Raw genomic sequence first — 16,848 nt, forward strand, 5'->3', positions numbered from 1 at the left:
GCCCAGGAGGTCGGAGATGGTGAAGCGGACCAGGTTGGACGACAGCTCGTGCCCCGTGGCGCGCTCGGTGGACGCGATCGGCGACTGGTGGTCGCTGCTGATCGTCCGCGACGCCTTCGACGGCAGTCGCCGGTTCGGCGAGTTCCAGCGCAGTCTCGGCGTCGCCAAGAACATCCTGAGCAATCGCCTGCGCGCCCTGGTCGACGCCGGGATCCTCGCCGTCGAACCGGCCGCCGACGGCAGCGCCTACCAGGCGTACGCGCTCACCCCGAAGGGCGAGGACCTCTTCCCGGTGGTCGTGGCGCTCCGCCAGTGGGGCGAACGGCATTTCTTCGACCCCGGCGAGCCGCACTCCGAGCTCCTGGACCGGCGTGACGACCGACCGCTGCGCGACCTGGCCGTGCTGGCCGCCGACGGCCGCCCGGTCCGGCCGGCGGACACCGCCGTACGCAAGGTGCCGGAATCCGGGGCGAACTGACGGCGGATCAGCCGATGTCGGGGCGGATCTTCGACAGGCCCCGGTAGCGCTCCGGCTCGACGACGCCGGACAGGCCGTTGAGCAGCAGCCTCGTCCCGCCCCGGAGGTGGGCGGTGTCCTGGGTGCCGTCCCCGCTCAGCACCAGGTACGCGAACTGCTCGTTCCAGTCGAGCCGCGATCCGCCGCCCTCGGCGGCGAGTTCGACCGTCACCAGGGAGACCCAGCGGCGCAGGCCGTCCACATGGGCCTCGTAGACGTAGACGATGCGCTCGTCGGGCACGATGTCGTGGAACCGGGAGCGGTATTCGAGCCGCTCCTCGATGTCCCCGGAGACGAACAGGTTGGCCGCCACCTCACTGCCGCCGACCCGGAAGTCCAGCGCGTGGGTGGCGTTCTTCGAGGAGCCGGGGAGGCGGAACCAGCGGGTGCGCAGCGCGGGCTCGGCGAAGGCCGCGAAGACCCGCTCCGGTGGCGCCGAGAAGTCGACCCGCAAGGCGAACGAACCGTGGACGACCTGCGATTCTCCGCCGGTCGGGGAAGTGCCTTCACTGGTGTGATCAAGGCGGCCAGAGCTCACTCGGCGACACTACCACGCAGGCCGATCACCACTCGGCCGGTCGGACGGGGACCTCGTCGTGTCGCCGCCCGACCGGCCTGAATGACCGTCAACTTCCTTCGTCCACAGGATCAGACCCAGCCGTCGAGCGACGCCAGGAAGCCGTCCAGGTCGTCCCGGTGGATGCAGTGACCGGTGTCCGGGACGTACCGCACCTCGAACCCGCTCGCGCGCAGCGTCGCGGCCAGCTCGTCCGGGACGAGGTGGTGGTCGCCGGCGCCCTGGACCAGCGACGGCACGACCGGCCGGGCGGGGACGTAGTCGTGCGTGCTCTCCAGCCAGTCGACGGCCGTGACGTCCCAGCGCGCGTACCCGGCGAGCTCGGCCTCGATGTCCTCGGGTGCCCAGCGGGGGAACATCGGACGGATGGCGTCAGCGGTCGCCACCTTGGTGAACCGGGCGAACTCCCGGATCTCCCCCACCGCCTTCTCGGTGAACCGCCAGGCGGGGTCGCTGTAGACGACCTTGGCCGGGCGCAGCCCCGCCACCGCCAGCGAGAGCACCGAGGCGCCGAACGAGTGACCGATCGCCAGGTCGGCACCGGCCGGCAGCGACTCCACCAGGTCGGCGGCGAGCACCTCCGGCGTGTAGGTGTCGGCGTGCGGGCTGTCGCCGTGGCCGCGCAGGTCCGGCATGATCACCCGGTAGCCGCGTTCGGCCAGCCGGGGTGCCACCCGGCTCCAGGTGTCCGCGGAGGAGATGATGCTGTGGACGAGCAGCGCGACCTTGTCGCCGTCGCCGACTTCGTGGAGCTTGAGCCTCATGGGCCGGGTCTTCCTCTCAACGCACGGGATGCGGGCGGGCCGGGTGGGCCGGGGGTGCCTCTCGACGCACGGGACGCGAACGGGCCGGGCGGGCCCGACCGGCCGTCACCGGTCGGCGGCGGTCAGGTGCATCAGGGCCTGGGCCGCCAGGCGGTAGCCGAACGCGCCGAGGCCGACCACCACACCGCCGGCCAGCGGGGCGATCACCGACTCGTGCCGGAACTGCTCGCGCGCCCACACATTGCTCAGGTGCACCTCGACCCAGGGCCGCGGGTAGGCCGCCAGGGCGTCGCGCAGGCTCCAGCCGGCGATCATCAGGGCACCGGGGTTGACGACGGCGCCGACGCTGCTGAGGCTGTGCTCGTGGATGGCCCGGACGAGGTCGCCCTCCGAGTCGTGCTGGATGGAGCGGACGTCCCAGCCCCGGCCGCTCACCTCCTCGGCGACGGCCTTCTCGATGTCGGCCAGCGTGTCGGTGCCGTAGATCTCCGGCTCGCGCCGGCCGAGGATGCCGAGGTTGGGGCCGTTCAGGAGAAGCATGGTGGTACTCATGAGTCACCTCGCTGGTCGGAGACGCGGATCGCGCGGGGCGCCCGGTCGGGGGCCTGCGCCGGGCCGGGGGGCTGCGCCCGGTCGGGAGACGGTGCCCGGTCGGAGGCCTGCGCCGGGTCGGAGGCCTGCGCCGGGTCGGCGTGCTTGTCGCCCAGGCCGAGTTCGGCCCCGGCGACCTCCTCGGCGCGGGTCATCGCGTACCGCAGGATGGGCGGCGCCATCAGCGAGGTCACGATCGCGACGAGGACGATGATGGTGTAGGTCTCGGTGTTCAGGACGCCGAGCCGCAGGCCGGTCATCGCCACGATCACCTCGACGACGCCGCGGGAGTTCATACCGGCGCCGAGCGCCAGCGCCTCCCACCGGTTCAGCCGGCTGAGCCGGGCCCCGATGAAGGCGCCCGCGAACTTGCCGAAGATCGCCACCGCGAGCACCGCGACGGCGGCGCCCAGCACGACCGGGCGGCCCAGGGCGGTGAGGTCCATCCGCAGACCGGCGGTCGCGAAGAAGAGCGGGGCCAGGAAGGCCAGCACCGTGGTCCGCAGCGGAGCGAGCTTCTCGCTGTCCAACTGGCCGCTGGTGCCGATCAGGACACCGCAGACGAAGGCGCCGAAGATGGCCTCCAGGTGCATCGCCTGCGTCGCCGCCGCGCTGAACAGCACCAGCACCACGGCGGTGGCGATGGTGGGCGCCGGGCTCTCCGACCGCCCGGCCGCCCGCAGCGCCGCGCCGACCAGCGGACGGCCGATCAGGAAGGCGAAGACCACCACCCCGATCGGGTACAGGATCGAGGTGGTGACGACACCGGCGGTCAGCCCGGCGGTGGCCATCGCCGAGACGACGGAGAGCAGGAACCAGCCCACCACGTCGTCGACCACCCCGGCGGCGAGGATCAGCTGGCCGATGTCGCGGTGCAGGAGCTTCATGTCCAGCAGGGTCTTGGCGATCACGGGGATCGCGGTGACGCACATCGCCACGCCGAGGAAGAGCGCGAAGACCGCCGGGTCCGCGTGGGCCGGCAGGAACGAGCGGGGCAGCAGGTAGCCGGTGCCGATCCCGAGGCCCAGCGGCAGCAGCAGACCGGCGATGCTGACCCGGGCGGCGGTGAGACCGCGCCGCCGCACCAGGCCGAACTTCAGCTCCGCGCCGGTGACGCCGACCAGCAGCAGCACACCGAGCTGGCCGACGGCGTCCAGGAGGTGCATCTGGTCGGGCTTCTGCGGCAGCAGCCAGTCGGAGAAGCCGGGCAGCAGGGGTTCGAGGATCGACGGCCCGAGGACCACCCCCGCGCACAGCTCGCCGGCGACCGCGGGCAGGTTGAAGCGCTGCGCCAGCCGTCCGAGGACGAGCGCCAGCAGCAGCAGGACGGCTATTTGGAGGAGGAACACCAGGAGCGAATGCTGGCCGATCGTCGGCACGGGTGCGGCGGTTCGCATGTCGACCTATTCCGGGAGATGGTTCAGCGATTGGTTGCGACGCCCTGCCCGGTCAGTCTCCGGGCCACGATCTCGATCACCTGGGCGCTCCGGTCGGCGAGGAAGAAGTGCCCGCCGGCGAGGACCTCCAGCTCGGTCGGCCCGGTGGTGTGCTCTTCCCAGGCCCGCGCCTCGTCGATCGACACCCGGGGGTCGGCGTCGCCGGTGAGCACCGTCACCGGGCAGTCCAACTCCTGGCCGGGGTCGTGCCGGTAGCGCTCGACGGCCGTGTAGTCGCTGCGGATCGCCGGCAGGATCATCGCCAGGATCTCCGGGTCGGCCAGCATCACCTGGCTGGTGCCGCTCAGCGTCTTCAGCTCGGCCACCACGTCCTCGTCCGAGCCGGTGTGGACCTTCTCGTCGCGGTAGCGGGACGGCGCGCGCCGGCCGGAGGCGAACAGCCGGACCGGCGTCGGCAGCCCGGCCCGCCGCATCCGCAGGGCCACCTCGTACGCGAGCACCGCGCCCATGCTGTGGCCGAACAGCGCCAGCGGCTTGTCGTCCAGGTGCCGCAGCGCCGCGAAGATCTGGTCGGCGAAGTCGGGGATGTTGTCGATGCCCGGCTCCTGGTGCCGGGTCTGGCGGCCCGGGTACTGGACGGCCAGCACCTCGATCCCCTTCGGGGCGAGCGCCCGCGACACCGGGAAGAAGAAGCTCGCCGACCCGCCCGCGTAGGGCAGGCAGACGAGCCGGACGGCGCTGTTCGGCGCCGGATGGAAGACACTGACCCACTTCTGGTACTGGGCCGTCGCTTGCGCCATGCCGAGAGGTTCCCTTCGGGCATCGGTCCGTGGCACGTTCCCCAGCACAGGCCGATCGGCGATGGTGGGCGGACTCCGCACGGGTCCTCGGTTTGTTCGGGACGTGGGCAGACTAAGCCGGTCCGGGCCCGTCGGGGTATCCCCCGATCTGGTGGCCCGGGGCGGACGTTGACGCTTTCCGCAGGCCGCGATAGTAGTCTTCCGATGTTCCTGTCAGGGCTGTCGCGCCCCGTTGCCGCGCACAGCCGCCACGGCGTCCGGGCAGAGCACCTCCCCCGCTTCTCCGCCGTGGTCCCGCCGCCGTGCCCATCCGCCGTGCACCGGTCCGCACCGGTCCGCCGCCTCCCTGCGATGAGGGGTCCCTATGCCCAAGGTGTCACCGCACGAGCCCCCGACCGGCCCGACGGACACGGACGTGGTCGTCGTCGGCAACGGGCCGGTCGGGGCCGCGCTGTCCGTCCTGCTCGCCCGGCGCGGCTGGCGGACGACCGTGCTGGAACGCCGCCGCCGCCCGTACACGCTGCCCCGGGCCACCAGCTTCGACGGGGAGACCGCCCGGCTGCTCGCCGCCTGCGGCATCGGCCCGGACCTGGACCGGATCACCGAACCGGCCTCCGGCTACCAGTGGCGCACGGCGAGCGGCGAGACCCTGCTGGACATCGAGTTCCGGCCGCGCGGCCCGTACGGCTGGCCGGACGCCAACACCATGCACCAGCCCGCCCTGGAGGAGCTGCTCGCCACCCGGGCGGCGCGGCTGCCCGGGGTCACCGTGGAGCGCGGCCGGCAGGTCGTCGGCATCACCGAGCAGGCCGACCGGGTCGTGGTGACGGCCGAGGACGAGGACGGCGCGCTGCGGAGCGTCTCGGCCCGCTGGGTGGTGGGGTGCGACGGCGCCAACAGCTTCGTCCGGGAGCACCTCGACGTCCCCGTCACCGACCTCGGGTTCTCCTACGAGTGGCTGCTGTGCGACGTCGAGCTGCGCGAACCCCGGGCGTTCGTGCCGACCAACGTGCAGATCTGCGACCCGGCCCGGCCCACCACCCTGGTGGGCAGCGGCCCCGGGCACCGGCGCTGGGAGTTCATGCGGCTGCCGGGCGAGCGGGCCGCCGAGCTGAACCGTGAGGAGACGGCGTGGCGGCTGCTGGCCCCGTTCGGGGTCACCCCCGGGACCGCCACCCTGCTGCGCAGCACCACCTACATGTTCCAGGCCAGGTGGGCCGACCAGTGGCGGGTGGGGCGCGTGCTGCTGGCCGGCGACGCGGCCCACCTGATGCCGCCGTTCGCCGGGCAGGGCATGTGCTCGGGCATCCGGGACGTGGTCAACCTGTCCTGGAAGCTGGACCTGGTCCTGCGCGGCCTCGCCGACGACACGGTGCTGGACAGCTACACCGAGGAGCGCCGGGCGCAGGTCAAGGAGTCGATCCTGGCCTCGGTCCAACTGGGCCGGGTGATCTGCGTGACGGACCCGGCGGCCGCCGCCGAGCGGGACGCCACGGTGCTGGCCAACCGACGCGGCCGGGGGCCGACCCGGCCGGAGCCGGCCAGGCCGCTCGGCGAGGGCCTGCTGTACCGCGCCGGCGGGGACGGGCCGGTCCGGCCGGCCGGCGAGGTGGTACCGCAGGGGGCGGTGGCGGGCCCCGATGGCAGCGGCCTGTTCGACGAGGTGGTCGGGCGCGGCTTCGTGCTGCTGCTCGCGGCCGGGGCCCAGGCCCGGCTGGGGGCGGAGCGGCTGTCCTTCCTGGCCGGCCTGGAGGCGCACGTGGTGCGTCTGCTGCCGGGCGGCCCGGCCCCCGACGGAGGCGGCGCGACGGGCCCCGAGCGGGCGGCCGGTGACGCCGGGACGGTCGAGGTGGTGGACGTGGACGGCGTCTACGGGGCGTATCTGGCCCGGTACGGGGCGAGTGCGCTGCTGGTGCGCCCGGACTACCACGTGTTCGGCGCGGCCGGGGGCCCGGAGGGCGCGGCCGCCCTGGTGGACGAGCTGCGGGCCCGGCTGGAGGCCGCCGTGCCGGCGGGCCACGGGGGCTGAGCCGACGACGGCCCGTCCGGACCGGGTGGGTCCGGACGGGCCGTGCCGTGCGGCGTGGTCGTGCTCCCGGCGCGGCGGCGCCGGACGGACCGTCACCGGACGCCGTCCGGCCGGCCCTCCTGCCGACGCGCGAGCAGCACGGCACCGCGCAGCGAGGAGAGGCCGCCCAGGCGGGCCGGGGCGACCGGCAACGGGGGCACGCCCGGCCGGGCGAACCCGGCGAGGTGGCCGGCCACCCGGTCGACGAGCCCGGGGACACCGGCCGCGAAGCCGCCGCCGAGTACGGCGAGCCGGGGGTGGAGCAGTTCGGTGACGCCGGTGATGGCGGCGGCCAGGGCGTAGCCGGTCCGGTCGAGCGCCGTGACGGCCCAGGTCCGCCCGTCGCGCAGCCCCGCCCGCAGCTCGTCGAAGGTGACGGGAGCGCCGCGCAGCAGCGCCGCGCGCCCGAGGGTGGCGGGCCCGGAGGCGGTCGCCTGAAGGCACCCCCGGCGGCCGCAGACACAGGTGGGGCCGTCGAGTTCGACGACCAGGTGGCCGAGCTCGAAGGAGCCCCGGTCCGGCCCGGGGCAGAGCCGGCCGCCGAGCACGAGGCCACCGCCGATGCCGGTGCCGACGCCCAGGTAGAGCAGGTCCGCGCAGTCCGCCGCCCCGGCCTCGGCGAGGGCCGCCAGGTCGCCGTCGTCCGCCCAGGCGACGGCCGCCCCGGGGAAGAGCGCGCGCAGCGCCGGGCCCAGCGGCAGGCCGGTCCACTCCGACCGGCTGGGCCAGGCGGTGACCCGCTCGTCCGGGCCGACGGTGGCGGGCACCGCGACGCCGACGGCCCGGAACGGCTCACCCGTCCGGGTCGTCAGCGTGCCCACGCACTCGGCGAGCCGGGCCAGGTCGTGGTCGGCGCCGCGGCGCGGGCCCCAGGCGAAGGCGGTCTCCTCGGCCGGGCCGGTCGCCGACTCCGTCCGGAGGGCGACCTTGGTCCCGCCGATGTCGATGCCGAGGTAGCGGGGCGCGCCGTCGGCGCGTCCCTCGGCGGGCTGCCCGGTGCCGTGGCCCGGTCCGCCGTCGCGGGTCCGCATGGTGTGCCGCCTCCGGTGCGGTCGGGTCAGCGCCCGGTCAGGGCCGGGCAGAGGGCGAGGAGCTCGGCCGGGCGGCGCAGCACCACGTCGGGGCCGGCCGCGAGCAGCTCCGCCTCGTCGGGCCCGGCCCAGAGGGCGGCGGCCGAGGCGACGCCGGCGCCGCGGGCGCTGGCGAGGTCGGTCGGCGCGTCACCGATCATGATGGCCTGCTCGGCGGGCACGTCCAGCAGTTCCAGCGCGCGCAGCACGATGTCGGGGGCGGGCTTGGGCCGGGCCACCTCGTCGGAGCCGATCACATGGGCGAAGTACGGGAGCAGGCCGAGGCCGTCGAGCAGCGAGCGGGCCCGGTCGCCGGCCTTGCCGGTGGCCACGGCCAGCCGCAGCCCCCGGTCGCGGAGTTCCTGGAGCAGCTCGACGACGCCGTCGAAGACCTGCACCTGGTGCGCGAGCCGGTAGCTCTCGCGGACGAAGGGCGCCTCCATCTCCAGTGGCAGCCCCATGATCCGCATGATGTCGGGGAAGTAGCGGCCCTGGTGGCGCTGGTACTCCTCGAACGGCGCCGGGCCGTCCCCGACCACCTCGGCGTAGGCGATGGCGAAGGCCTGGCCCATCACCGCGAAGCTGTCGACGATGACCCCGTCCAGGTCGAAGACGACCGCTCGCCGGGGGTGTGCTGGTCTGTCGGTGGTCGTGGCGGACCCGTGTGCCGATGTGGCGGTCATGAGGTCCTCACCTCCTCGTGGGTGGTCGCCGGGCGGGCGGATCGCGCCCGGCCGGCAACGCGGGCCGACTCGTAGAAACTCTCGATGAGCTGGACCGTGCCACGCGCCTGCGCGATGGCCCGGCCGCGGTTCGCGGGATCGGCCAGGAGCGCGGCGAGGCCGTCCAGTTGACGCCGGTACTCGGCCCCGATCGGCTCGGCGGGCACCGGGATCCGACGGGTGGTGCCCTCCTGCGTCAGGGTCAGGACGGGCTCCGGCTGCCGGTTGGGGCTGAAGCCGAAGGTGCAGCGCAGCTCCGCGCTGCCGGCGCTGCCCTCGACCAGGATCCGCGAGACGTCCAGGGCCTCGTGCGAGGCCCAACTGGCCCGCAGCGCGACGGAGATGCCGTCCTCGCGGATCAGGAAGCCGCGGGCGGTGTCCTCCACGTCGCCCGCGAGCGCGTCGGCGGGCCGGTCCTGGCGCCAGGCGGCGGACCACGCGCCGACGTTGACGAAGTCGTCGGAGGTCGAGCCGACCACCTGGGCGAACTCGGCCGGGCCGACCAGGGAGGCCAGCGCGTCCAGCAGGTGCCAGCCGAGGTCGACCAGCACGCCGCCGCCGGACTTGCTGCGCTGGGTGAACCAGCCGCCGGCCTTCGGCACGCCGCGCGCCCGCACCCAGGCCAGGTCGACGTGCCGCACCCGCCCCAGCCCGGGGACGAGCCCGGCCAGTTCGCGGACATCGGCGCGGTGGCGGGCGGCGCTGCCGGCCAGCAGCATGCCGCCGCCGTGCTCGGCCCGCGCCAGGGTGTCGGCCTCGGCGCCGGTCAGGCAGACCGGCTTCTCCAGGAAGACCGAGAGGCCGCGCCGCAGCAGCGCCGCGGCCACCTCGGCGTGCAGGTGGTTGGGCACCGCGACGACCGCGACGTCGACGTCGCGGCTGTCGAGGGCGTCCACCGCCGCGTGGGCGGGGATGCCCGTCGCCTCACCGACCGCCGCCCGCAGCGCCGGGTCGGGGTCGACGACGGCGACGACGTCGAAGTCCTCGTGTGTCCTGAGCCGCGAGAGCCAGAGCTCCCGGCCGGCCCAGCCGAGCCCGACGACGGCGGTGCGAAGCCTCACAGGGCTGCCACTGCGTCGGCGATGATCCCGGCCGTGGCGTGCAGGGCGTCCTCCGAGGCGAGCAGGACGCGGTGGTGCAGCCAGACGCAGTCCGCGCTGATGGCCTCGGTGTTGGGGCAGCGCTCGGCGACCGCCTCCGGGCTCTCCTCGGGGGCGGCGGTCTCCCAGAACGCGTCGGTGCGGTAGATCGCGCGGAACGCGGCGAAGGCCGGCAGGCCGGCGTCGACCAGGCGGTCCACCAGCTCGTTGCGGCCCTCCTCGGAGATGCCGGGGACGCGGAACATCGCCATGTAGTGCGAGTTGCGGTCGGCCCGCGGGTCGGTGCCCTGGGGGACGATGCCGTCGATCGCGCCGAGCAGGCCGGACAGCAGGTTCCAGCGCTGCTCGCGCAGCTCCGTCTGGGCGTCCAGGCGGCGCAGCTGGGCGCGGAGCACGGACGCCGAGAACTCGTTGAGCCGCATGTTGGTGCCGGCGATCTGGTGGAAGTACCGGCGGTCGGTGCGCGGCCGGCCGCAGCTGTGGCGTAGGAAGGCGGCCTCGTACAGCTCCGACTCGGGGAACAGCAGGGCGCCGCCCTCGCCGGCGGTCATCAGCTTGCCGTTCTGGAAGCTGAAGGCGGCCACCGAGCCGAGCTCGCCGACCCGCTTGCCCTGCCAGCGCGCGCCGTGCGCGTGCGCGGCGTCCTGGAGCAGCGGTACCCCGGTGTCCTCGGAGAGCTTGCCGAGGGCGTCCATGTCGGCGATGAGTCCGGCCATGTGGACGGGCATGATCACCCGGGTCCGCGGGGTGACGGCGGCGGCCGCGGCGGCCACGTCGATGTTGTAGGTGACGGGGTCGACGTCGACGGGGACGGCGACCGCGCCGAGCCGCTGGGCGGCCTGGGAGGAGGAGATGAAGGTGAAGCCCGGCACGATGACCTCGGTGCCGGGACCGGCCCCCAGACACTGCAGCGCCAGCTCCAGGGCGTGCGTGCCGTTGGTGACCGCCAGGGCGTGCGGCGCACCGTGGTAGTCGGCGAACTCACGCTCGAAGGAGTTCACCTCGTCCCCGCCCATGCGCCACCACTGGCCCTGCTCCAGAGCGCGTATCAGGCCGCTCCGCTCGTCGTCGTCGTACTGCGGCCAGGAGGGGAATTCCGGTGCCGGTCGCGCGTTCATGTCTCTCCAAATCTCCGCTGCGAACTGGTCTCCGCTTTTGGACTGCCGGGCGGATTGAGCGGGCGGGGCGCGTGGCCGACGGAACAGCGGAACAATGGCCCCTGGGATTTCACGCAAGGTATTGCGGCCTCACAGTAGGCGCCGCCCTCGGCGCCCCACATCCCTCGGTCTGGTAGTCGTCGGCCCCGACCTGCTGATCACCGGTCAGCGCAGCCCGAAGAATGCGCGGTACTCGTCCACTTGACCGTTCAGCATGTGGATTCCGTGATGGACGTCGAACCCCAGGGCGGCCGCCTGCCGCAGCAGTGGCGTCTCCCTCGGTTTCATGATGATGTCCGCCACCACGCCGCCGGGCGCGAGGGCGTCCGGGCGGAACGGCAGCGGGTCGCCGGGGCGCAGGCCCAGCGGGCTGGCGTTCACCGCGATGTCGCTGTCGCGCAGGGGCGGTTCGGCCGCGGCACGGACCCGGCCGGGCCAGTGCTCGGCCAGCCGGGCCACGAGCGCGGCCAGCCGGGGCCCGTCCGGGTCGGTGACGGCGAGCCGCTCCGCGCCGGCCGCGAGCACGGCGGCCGCGATGGCGCTGCCCGCCCCGCCGGCGCCGGCCAGCGCGACCCGGCGGCCGCGGACGTCGTGGCCGGCCAGGGCCAGGCCCGCCACGAAGCCGGAGCCGTCGAAGTTCTCCGCGAGCCAGCCGCCGTCCGGTTCGCGGCGCAGGACGTTGGCGGTGCCGGTGATCTCCACCGTGCGGCTGCGCCGGTCGGCGAGCCCGGCGGCGGCGGCCTTGTGCGGCACGGTGACGAACAGGCCGTCCAGGTTGCCGACCCGCTGCAGGCCGCGGACCACCGTCGCCAGGTCGGCCGGCCGGGCGTGCACCGGGACGAGCACCGCGTCGATGCCCAGCCGGGCGAACAGCGGGTTCAGCAGCCCGGGTGACTGGACCTGGGCGACCGGGTCGCCGAGCACGGCGTACAGGCGGGTGGCACCGCTGATGGGCACGCCCCGCGGGGTGTCGGCGGGCTGCGGGGCGGGTGCGGGCCGCGGGGTGCCGGCGGGCTGCGGGGTGCTCCGCGGGGTGTCGGTCATCAGGGCCTCTCGGGGCGGGGCGCGGTGCCCGGCGGGAACAGATCGGCGAACAACTCGGCGACGGTGAAGGCGAGTTCCATCGACTGCTCGGCGTTCAGGCGCGGGTCGCAGGCGGTCCGGTAGCGGCCGGGCAGATCGTGCTCGGCGATCCCCCGGGCACCGCCGAGGCACTCGGTGACGTCCTCGCCGGTCGCCTCCAGGTGGAGGCCGCCGGGGTGGGTGCCGAGCGCCCGGTGCACGTCGAGGAAGCCGGCGATCTCCTCGACGACGTGGTCGACGTGGCGGGTCTTGTACCCGTTGTCCGCCGTGCGGGAGTTGCCGTGCATCGGGTCGCACTGCCAGACCACCTGGTGACCGGAGGCGGTGACCTTCTCGACGATCGGCGGAAGCACCTCGCGCACCCGTGCGTGCCCCATCCGGCTGATCAGCGTCAGCCGGCCGGGCGTGCCGTGCGGGTCGAGCCGGCGCGCGTACTCGACCGCCTGCTCGGGCGTGGTCCCCGGGCCGATCTTCACCCCGATCGGGTTGGCCAGCAGCTCCGCGAAGGCGATGTGCGCGTCGTCCGGGCCGCGGGTCCGCTCCCCGATCCAGAGGAAGTGCGCCAGTCCGCTGGAGAACAGCGGCTCCGGCCCGTCCTCGGCCACCTGGAGCACGGCGCTCTCGTAGTCCAGCAGCAGGGCCTCGTGACTGACGTAGATCTCGCTCTGCCGCGCCGTCCGCCCGCGCGCCCCGAGGGCCGACATGAGGCGCAGGCCGCGGCCGATCTCCTCGACCGCCGGCGCGTACCGGCCGCCCGCGGGCGAGCTGTGGACGAAGCGGAGGTTCTCGGCGTGCAGCGCGTGCGGGTCCCCCAGGTCCTCGCGGCAGAGCCGGCGGGCGGTGGCCACCGTGCGGGCGGCCTCGGCGTGGGCCCGCAGCATCCGCTCCGGGTCCGGCGTGCGGGCGGCGAGGGTGGGCTCGACGCCGTTGACGATGTCGCCGCGGTAGACCGGCAGGCCCTGGCCGTCGACCTGCTGGGAGCGCGGCTTGGCGTACTGGCCGGCGGCCCGGGCGACCGGCACCACCGGCAGCCCGGTGGCATGGCTGAACACCAGGGCCATCCGCTTCAACAGGCCCAGGTTGGCGCGCAGGTGCGGCTCGGTGTTGTCGGCGAAGGTCTCCGCGCAGTCCCCGCTCTGGAGCAGGAAGGCCTCGCCCCGGGCGACGGCCGCGAGCCGTTCGGACAGCCGCGCGGTCTCGGCGGGCGCCACGATCGGGGCGGCGGTGCGCAGCCGGCCGACCACCTCCCGGGCCCGGGCCCGGTCCGGCCAGCGGGGCTGCTGCGCGGCGGGGCGGGCCAGCGCGGCGGCGAGGCGGTCGGCGAGCGGCCGGTCCTGCGGGTGCCCGGTCCGCTCCGGGGCCCGGCCGGCGGGCGGCTGTGGTGAGTAGCTCATGCCACCGCTGCTCCCGTGCCGGCGGATCCGTCACCCTCGTGCCCGTCACCCTCGTACCCGTGGCCGTCGTGCCCGTCGCCGTCGTGCCCGTCGCCGTCCTGCCCGTCGCCGTCCTGCCCGATCAGCCGGGCGAGCGGCTGCCGCGGCATCCGTGCCAGGGCCTCCTCGACGGCCCACTCGGGCACGTCGTGGACCAGTGCCGCGCCCTCGGGGCCGTCCAGGACGAAGGCGAGCCCGCTGAGGGCCTTCTTGTCCCGGCGCATCAGGCGGACCAGTTCGGCCGGGTCCACGCCCTCGGGCAGCGCGCCCGGCAGGCCGTAGGAGGCGACGACCTCCCGGTGCTCGTCCACCCGGGCCGGGTCGATCCGGTCCAGGACGCCCGCGAGCAGACCCGCGAAGACGGTGCCGACGGCGACCGCCTCACCGTGGCGCAGCGCGAAGTCGGTGGCCACCTCCAGGGCGTGGCCCAGGGTGTGGCCGTAGTTGAGCAGGTGCCGCGGCCCGGTGTCGCGCTCGTCGGCCGAGACGATGCCGGCCTTGAGGGTCACGCTGGCCGCGATCCGGTCCGCCAGCCCGAGGGGGCGCAGGTCACCGGCGCCGATGAAGTGGCAGCGGGCGATCTCGCCCAGCCCGTTGAGCAGTTCGCGGCGCGGCAGCGTCGACAGGTAGTCGGTGTCGCAGAGCACCGCGGCGGGCTGCCAGTAGGCGCCCACCAGGTTCTTGCCGGACGGCAGGTTGACCGCCGTCTTGCCGCCGACACTGGCGTCCACCTGGGCGAGCAGCGTGGTCGGCAGGTGCACGACGGGCACGCCGCGGTGGTAGAGCGCCGCCGCCAGGCCGACCACGTCGGTGGTCGTGCCGCCGCCGCAGGAGACCACGGCGTCGGACCGGGTGAGGCCGAACCGCACGAACGCCGCGCAGAGCGCCTCGACGGTGGCGAGGTTCTTGTCCGGCTCACCGTCCCGGGCGGGCAGCAGCAGGGTCTCGACACCGGTGTCGGGGACCCACTCCGCGGGCCGCGCCGACACCACCGCCACCCGCCGGGCGCCGAGGCCCCGGATCACCTCGGCCAAGGAGGAACGCACTCCCGGGCCGATGAGCACGTCGTACGAACGGTCGCCGATGCGCACCGGAACTTGTTCTCTCACGCCGCTTCAACCTGTTCTGTAGACGTAGCACGCCGACTGTTCGGTGGTGCGCGCCCGCTCGGCGGTGCGCGTGCTGCTCGGTGTCGCGCTTGCTGTCAGCCGGGGTGCGCGCGCCCCGGGGCCGCGCCCGGGGCCCCGGCGGCGGTCGGCCGCCGGGATCCCGGGCGTGCGGGGGGCGCGCCGGCCGTTACTGGCCGGTGGTCACCCGCAGGATGCGGGCCTCGGCCCGCTCCTTGCGGTCGTGCTCGTCCAGCTGCGGGTACGAGGGGCAGCCGAAGACCCGCTGGAACGGCGCGAAGGTGTCCCACTCCGGCCGGCGGCGCATCTCCTGCGCCACCGCGTTGTGCTCGCTCCAGAAGTCGCCGCCGATCAGGCGGATCAGGTAGCGCTCCAGCGCGTCGCGGGAGGTGGTCCGGCCGGCGTCGGCGGCCACCGAGACCAGCTCGCCGTCGTAGAAGGCGTGGATGAGCCGGATGTAGGTGTCGTACCCGGTCTTGAAGTAGTTCGCGTACTCGTCGATCAGCGCGTCGGCGTCGGCCGGGGCCTTCAGCGCCGCGTCGATCGTCTCGGCGGCGCGGGTGGCGGTGGCCGTCGCGACGAGCACCCCGCCGGAGAACATCGGGTCGCCGAAGCAGCCCGCGTCGCCGACCATGACCCAGCCGGGGCCGGTGACGGTGTCCGCGTGGTAGCAGTAGTCCGTCTCGATCTTGAGGTCCATGCTGGGGCGGGTGCCGGTCAGTCGCGCGGTGATCCGCGGCACCCGGTTCAGGTGCTCGTCGAACGCCGCCTCCGGCGTGCTCGCGCGGAACACGTCGCGCGGCATCACGGTGCCGACGCTGATGACCTCCTTGGAGATCGGGATCGCCCACACCCAGCCGTCGTTGTGCGCGCCGACCTGGATGTCGCCCTCGGCACCGAGGTTGTGCTTCTCGTCGAGGCCCTCGTAGTGCCGGAACACCCCGACCATCCGGAGCTTCTCCAGCGTCTTGCGGAGCCCGAACTTGTTGGCGATGCGCCCGGCCCGGCCGCTGGCGTCGATCACGTAGGACGCCCGGACCTCGTGCTCCTCGCCGTCCTTCTCGTAGCTGACGCCGACCATCCGGTCGCCCTCCATCAGCAGGTCCTTGACGCCGGCGCCGAGGTGGACCTCCGCACCGGCCTTGGCCGCCTCCTCGACGAGCATCGCGTCGAACCGGGCGCGCTCGACCTGGAAGGCGCGGTCGAAGCGCCCCTCGCCCTGCTTGCTGAAGTCCGCGCGGAAGACCCCGGAGAAGAACTTCTTCTCCGTCGGGTCGATGAATTCGCCACCGAACTTCGGGACGTAGCCCCTGGTCTCCAGCGCCTCACGCAGACCGATCCGGTCGAAAAGGCCCATCATGTAGGGCAGCAGGGACTCGCCTATGTGAAAGCGCGGAAACTCGTCGCGCTCCAGGAGCACCACGGAATGGCCCTGCTTGGCCAGGACAAAGGCGCTGACCGCGCCGGCCGGGCCGCCGCCGATGACAACCACATCAGCCGAGTTCTTCGCCATTGGATTCCCTTCCAGAATTTGTCGTACATCGCCTGCGGATGGTGCTCCTGCGCGTCAGGGGAGTTCCCCGGACACGATCGTGCCGACGAGCACCCGGTGCTCGCCGTCGTCGACGACGGTGCGTACCCGCTCCCGTCCGTCCCGGACCGTCAGGTGGCGCCGGCCCTTCAGGACGGCCTGGCCGTCCTCGAACGCCCGGCCGTAGAGCACGCCCTGCATGTCCCCCTCGGGGGGCGGGGCCGGGTTCTCCCGGGCGCGGTCCTCCAACTCCTTCCAGTCGCTCCACCGGCGGGGCAGCAGCTTGAAGGTGTAGACGACGCTCCAGCGGGTCACCCGCCCCCGGCGCTGCAGCGCGAAGTCGCCGTCGCCCTTGTCCACCAGCCGGTACTGGCAGCCGTACTGGGTCTGCACCGCGTCGGTGACCAGCAGTGGTTCGAGGTAGGACGGTCCCGGGTAGCCCACGTCGACCAGCCACTCGTCGCCGTCCAGCGCCACCCGGACGAACATGTGCTCGACCTCGGTGCCGAAGTTCTCCCTGCCCTCGGCGGTGCTGGCCGCCATCAGGGAGACCTGGTAGCCCAGGACGCCGAGCAGCCGGAAGAACAGCCGGTTCAGCTGGAAGCAGGTGCCGCCCCGCCCCTGGACGACGGCCGTCTCGAACACGGCGTCCTCGTCGAGGTCGACGAGGTTGACGCCGTCGGTGAAGTCCTGGGCGGCGATGTTGTACGGGATCGCCATCAGATGCCGCTTGTGCAGCGTCCGCAGCGTCTCGATGTCCACGCCCGTCCGCCCGGCGCAACCGATGCGCCGGAGGTAGGCGTCCGCGTCGAACATGTCGTCATCTCCTCTCGTGTGCGCGGGCCGGCTCGGCGGCCGGTCCGGTTCCCCGCTCGGGGGCCGGTCGGGGGCCGGATCCGGTCCGGCTCGGG

Annotated in this window: 16 protein-coding genes; 2 read left to right on the forward strand and 14 right to left on the reverse strand. The window is 74.1% G+C overall.

All coding sequences use genetic code 11. The features are described 5' to 3' along the window. Positions 1 to 16: 16 nt before the first annotated feature. Positions 17 to 478 (forward strand): winged helix-turn-helix transcriptional regulator, encoded by a 462-nt coding sequence (locus ACIQTO_RS23935; protein WP_402391494.1) that lies wholly within the window; start codon positions 17 to 19, stop codon positions 476 to 478. A gap of 7 nt (positions 479 to 485) precedes the next feature. Here the strand turns inward: ACIQTO_RS23935 and ACIQTO_RS23940 are convergent, their stop codons facing one another. The 5 genes from ACIQTO_RS23940 to ACIQTO_RS23960 form a co-directional block, all read right to left on the reverse strand. Further along, positions 486 to 971 carry an SRPBCC domain-containing protein gene (locus ACIQTO_RS23940; protein ID WP_402391496.1) on the reverse strand — a complete coding sequence of 162 codons (486 nt, stop codon included), beginning with the start codon at positions 969 to 971 and terminating at the stop codon, positions 486 to 488. A 194-nt stretch (positions 972 to 1,165) separates the two neighbouring features. Next, on the reverse strand, positions 1,166 to 1,858 hold the full coding sequence (locus ACIQTO_RS23945; RefSeq protein ID WP_402391499.1) for an alpha/beta fold hydrolase: 693 nt from the start codon (positions 1,856 to 1,858) through the stop codon (positions 1,166 to 1,168). 105 nt (positions 1,859 to 1,963) lie between these two features. After that, positions 1,964 to 2,410 (reverse strand): type II 3-dehydroquinate dehydratase, encoded by a 447-nt coding sequence (locus ACIQTO_RS23950; protein ID WP_402391502.1) that lies wholly within the window; start codon positions 2,408 to 2,410, stop codon positions 1,964 to 1,966. Continuing rightward, positions 2,407 to 3,846, reverse strand: a complete 1,440-nt coding sequence (locus tag ACIQTO_RS23955; RefSeq protein WP_402391505.1) for a cation:proton antiporter — start codon at positions 3,844 to 3,846, stop codon at positions 2,407 to 2,409. The genes ACIQTO_RS23950 and ACIQTO_RS23955 overlap by 4 nt, the downstream gene beginning before the upstream one ends. Before the next feature lie 23 nt (positions 3,847 to 3,869). Then, the gene (locus ACIQTO_RS23960) at positions 3,870 to 4,646 is read right to left on the reverse strand and encodes a thioesterase II family protein (RefSeq protein WP_402391508.1); all 777 of its coding nucleotides are present in this window, start codon (positions 4,644 to 4,646) and stop codon (positions 3,870 to 3,872) included. Positions 4,647 to 5,010: 364 nt separating this feature from the next. Here ACIQTO_RS23960 and ACIQTO_RS23965 point away from each other — a divergent pair, with 364 nt between their 5' ends. Then, a complete protein-coding gene (locus ACIQTO_RS23965; protein ID WP_402391511.1) occupies positions 5,011 to 6,675 on the forward strand; it encodes a bifunctional 3-(3-hydroxy-phenyl)propionate/3-hydroxycinnamic acid hydroxylase in 1,665 nt (554 codons plus the stop codon). A 92-nt stretch (positions 6,676 to 6,767) separates the two neighbouring features. On the opposite strand, the gene ACIQTO_RS23970 is transcribed toward ACIQTO_RS23965, so the two are convergent. The 9 genes from ACIQTO_RS23970 to ACIQTO_RS24010 all read right to left on the reverse strand — a co-directional run bounded on the left by ACIQTO_RS23970 (position 6,768) and on the right by ACIQTO_RS24010 (position 16,753). Further along, entirely contained in the window at positions 6,768 to 7,745 is a 978-nt protein-coding gene (locus ACIQTO_RS23970; RefSeq protein WP_402391513.1) for an ROK family protein, read from the reverse strand. A 26-nt stretch (positions 7,746 to 7,771) separates the two neighbouring features. Beyond that, complete coding sequence (locus ACIQTO_RS23975; protein WP_402391516.1) at positions 7,772 to 8,467, reverse strand: HAD-IA family hydrolase; 696 nt, start codon at positions 8,465 to 8,467, stop codon at positions 7,772 to 7,774. Continuing rightward, the gene (locus ACIQTO_RS23980; protein ID WP_402391519.1) at positions 8,464 to 9,567 is read right to left on the reverse strand and encodes a Gfo/Idh/MocA family protein; all 1,104 of its coding nucleotides are present in this window, start codon (positions 9,565 to 9,567) and stop codon (positions 8,464 to 8,466) included. Before ACIQTO_RS23980 ends, ACIQTO_RS23975 begins: the two co-directional genes overlap by 4 nt. After that, positions 9,564 to 10,724 (reverse strand): 3-amino-5-hydroxybenzoate synthase, encoded by a 1,161-nt coding sequence (gene rifK / locus ACIQTO_RS23985; RefSeq protein WP_402391522.1) that lies wholly within the window; start codon positions 10,722 to 10,724, stop codon positions 9,564 to 9,566. Before rifK ends, ACIQTO_RS23980 begins: the two co-directional genes overlap by 4 nt. A 204-nt stretch (positions 10,725 to 10,928) precedes the next feature. Beyond that, the gene (locus tag ACIQTO_RS23990; protein ID WP_402391525.1) at positions 10,929 to 11,807 is read right to left on the reverse strand and encodes a shikimate dehydrogenase family protein; all 879 of its coding nucleotides are present in this window, start codon (positions 11,805 to 11,807) and stop codon (positions 10,929 to 10,931) included. Beyond that, positions 11,807 to 13,240 (reverse strand): 3-deoxy-7-phosphoheptulonate synthase, encoded by a 1,434-nt coding sequence (locus ACIQTO_RS23995; protein ID WP_402391528.1) that lies wholly within the window; start codon positions 13,238 to 13,240, stop codon positions 11,807 to 11,809. The genes ACIQTO_RS23990 and ACIQTO_RS23995 overlap by 1 nt, the downstream gene beginning before the upstream one ends. Continuing rightward, positions 13,237 to 14,388 (reverse strand): 3-dehydroquinate synthase family protein, encoded by a 1,152-nt coding sequence (locus ACIQTO_RS24000; protein WP_402391531.1) that lies wholly within the window; start codon positions 14,386 to 14,388, stop codon positions 13,237 to 13,239. The genes ACIQTO_RS23995 and ACIQTO_RS24000 overlap by 4 nt, the downstream gene beginning before the upstream one ends. A 187-nt stretch (positions 14,389 to 14,575) precedes the next feature. Further along, a complete protein-coding gene (locus ACIQTO_RS24005) occupies positions 14,576 to 15,919 on the reverse strand; it encodes an NAD(P)/FAD-dependent oxidoreductase (protein WP_402391534.1) in 1,344 nt (447 codons plus the stop codon). A 54-nt stretch (positions 15,920 to 15,973) separates the two neighbouring features. Continuing rightward, positions 15,974 to 16,753, reverse strand: a complete 780-nt coding sequence (locus ACIQTO_RS24010) for an arylamine N-acetyltransferase (RefSeq protein WP_402391537.1) — start codon at positions 16,751 to 16,753, stop codon at positions 15,974 to 15,976. Positions 16,754 to 16,848: the final 95 nt, after the last annotated feature.

The sequence above is a fragment of the Kitasatospora sp. NPDC091207 genome (genome assembly GCF_044768625.1).
GTDB lineage: Bacteria > Actinomycetota > Actinomycetes > Streptomycetales > Streptomycetaceae > Kitasatospora.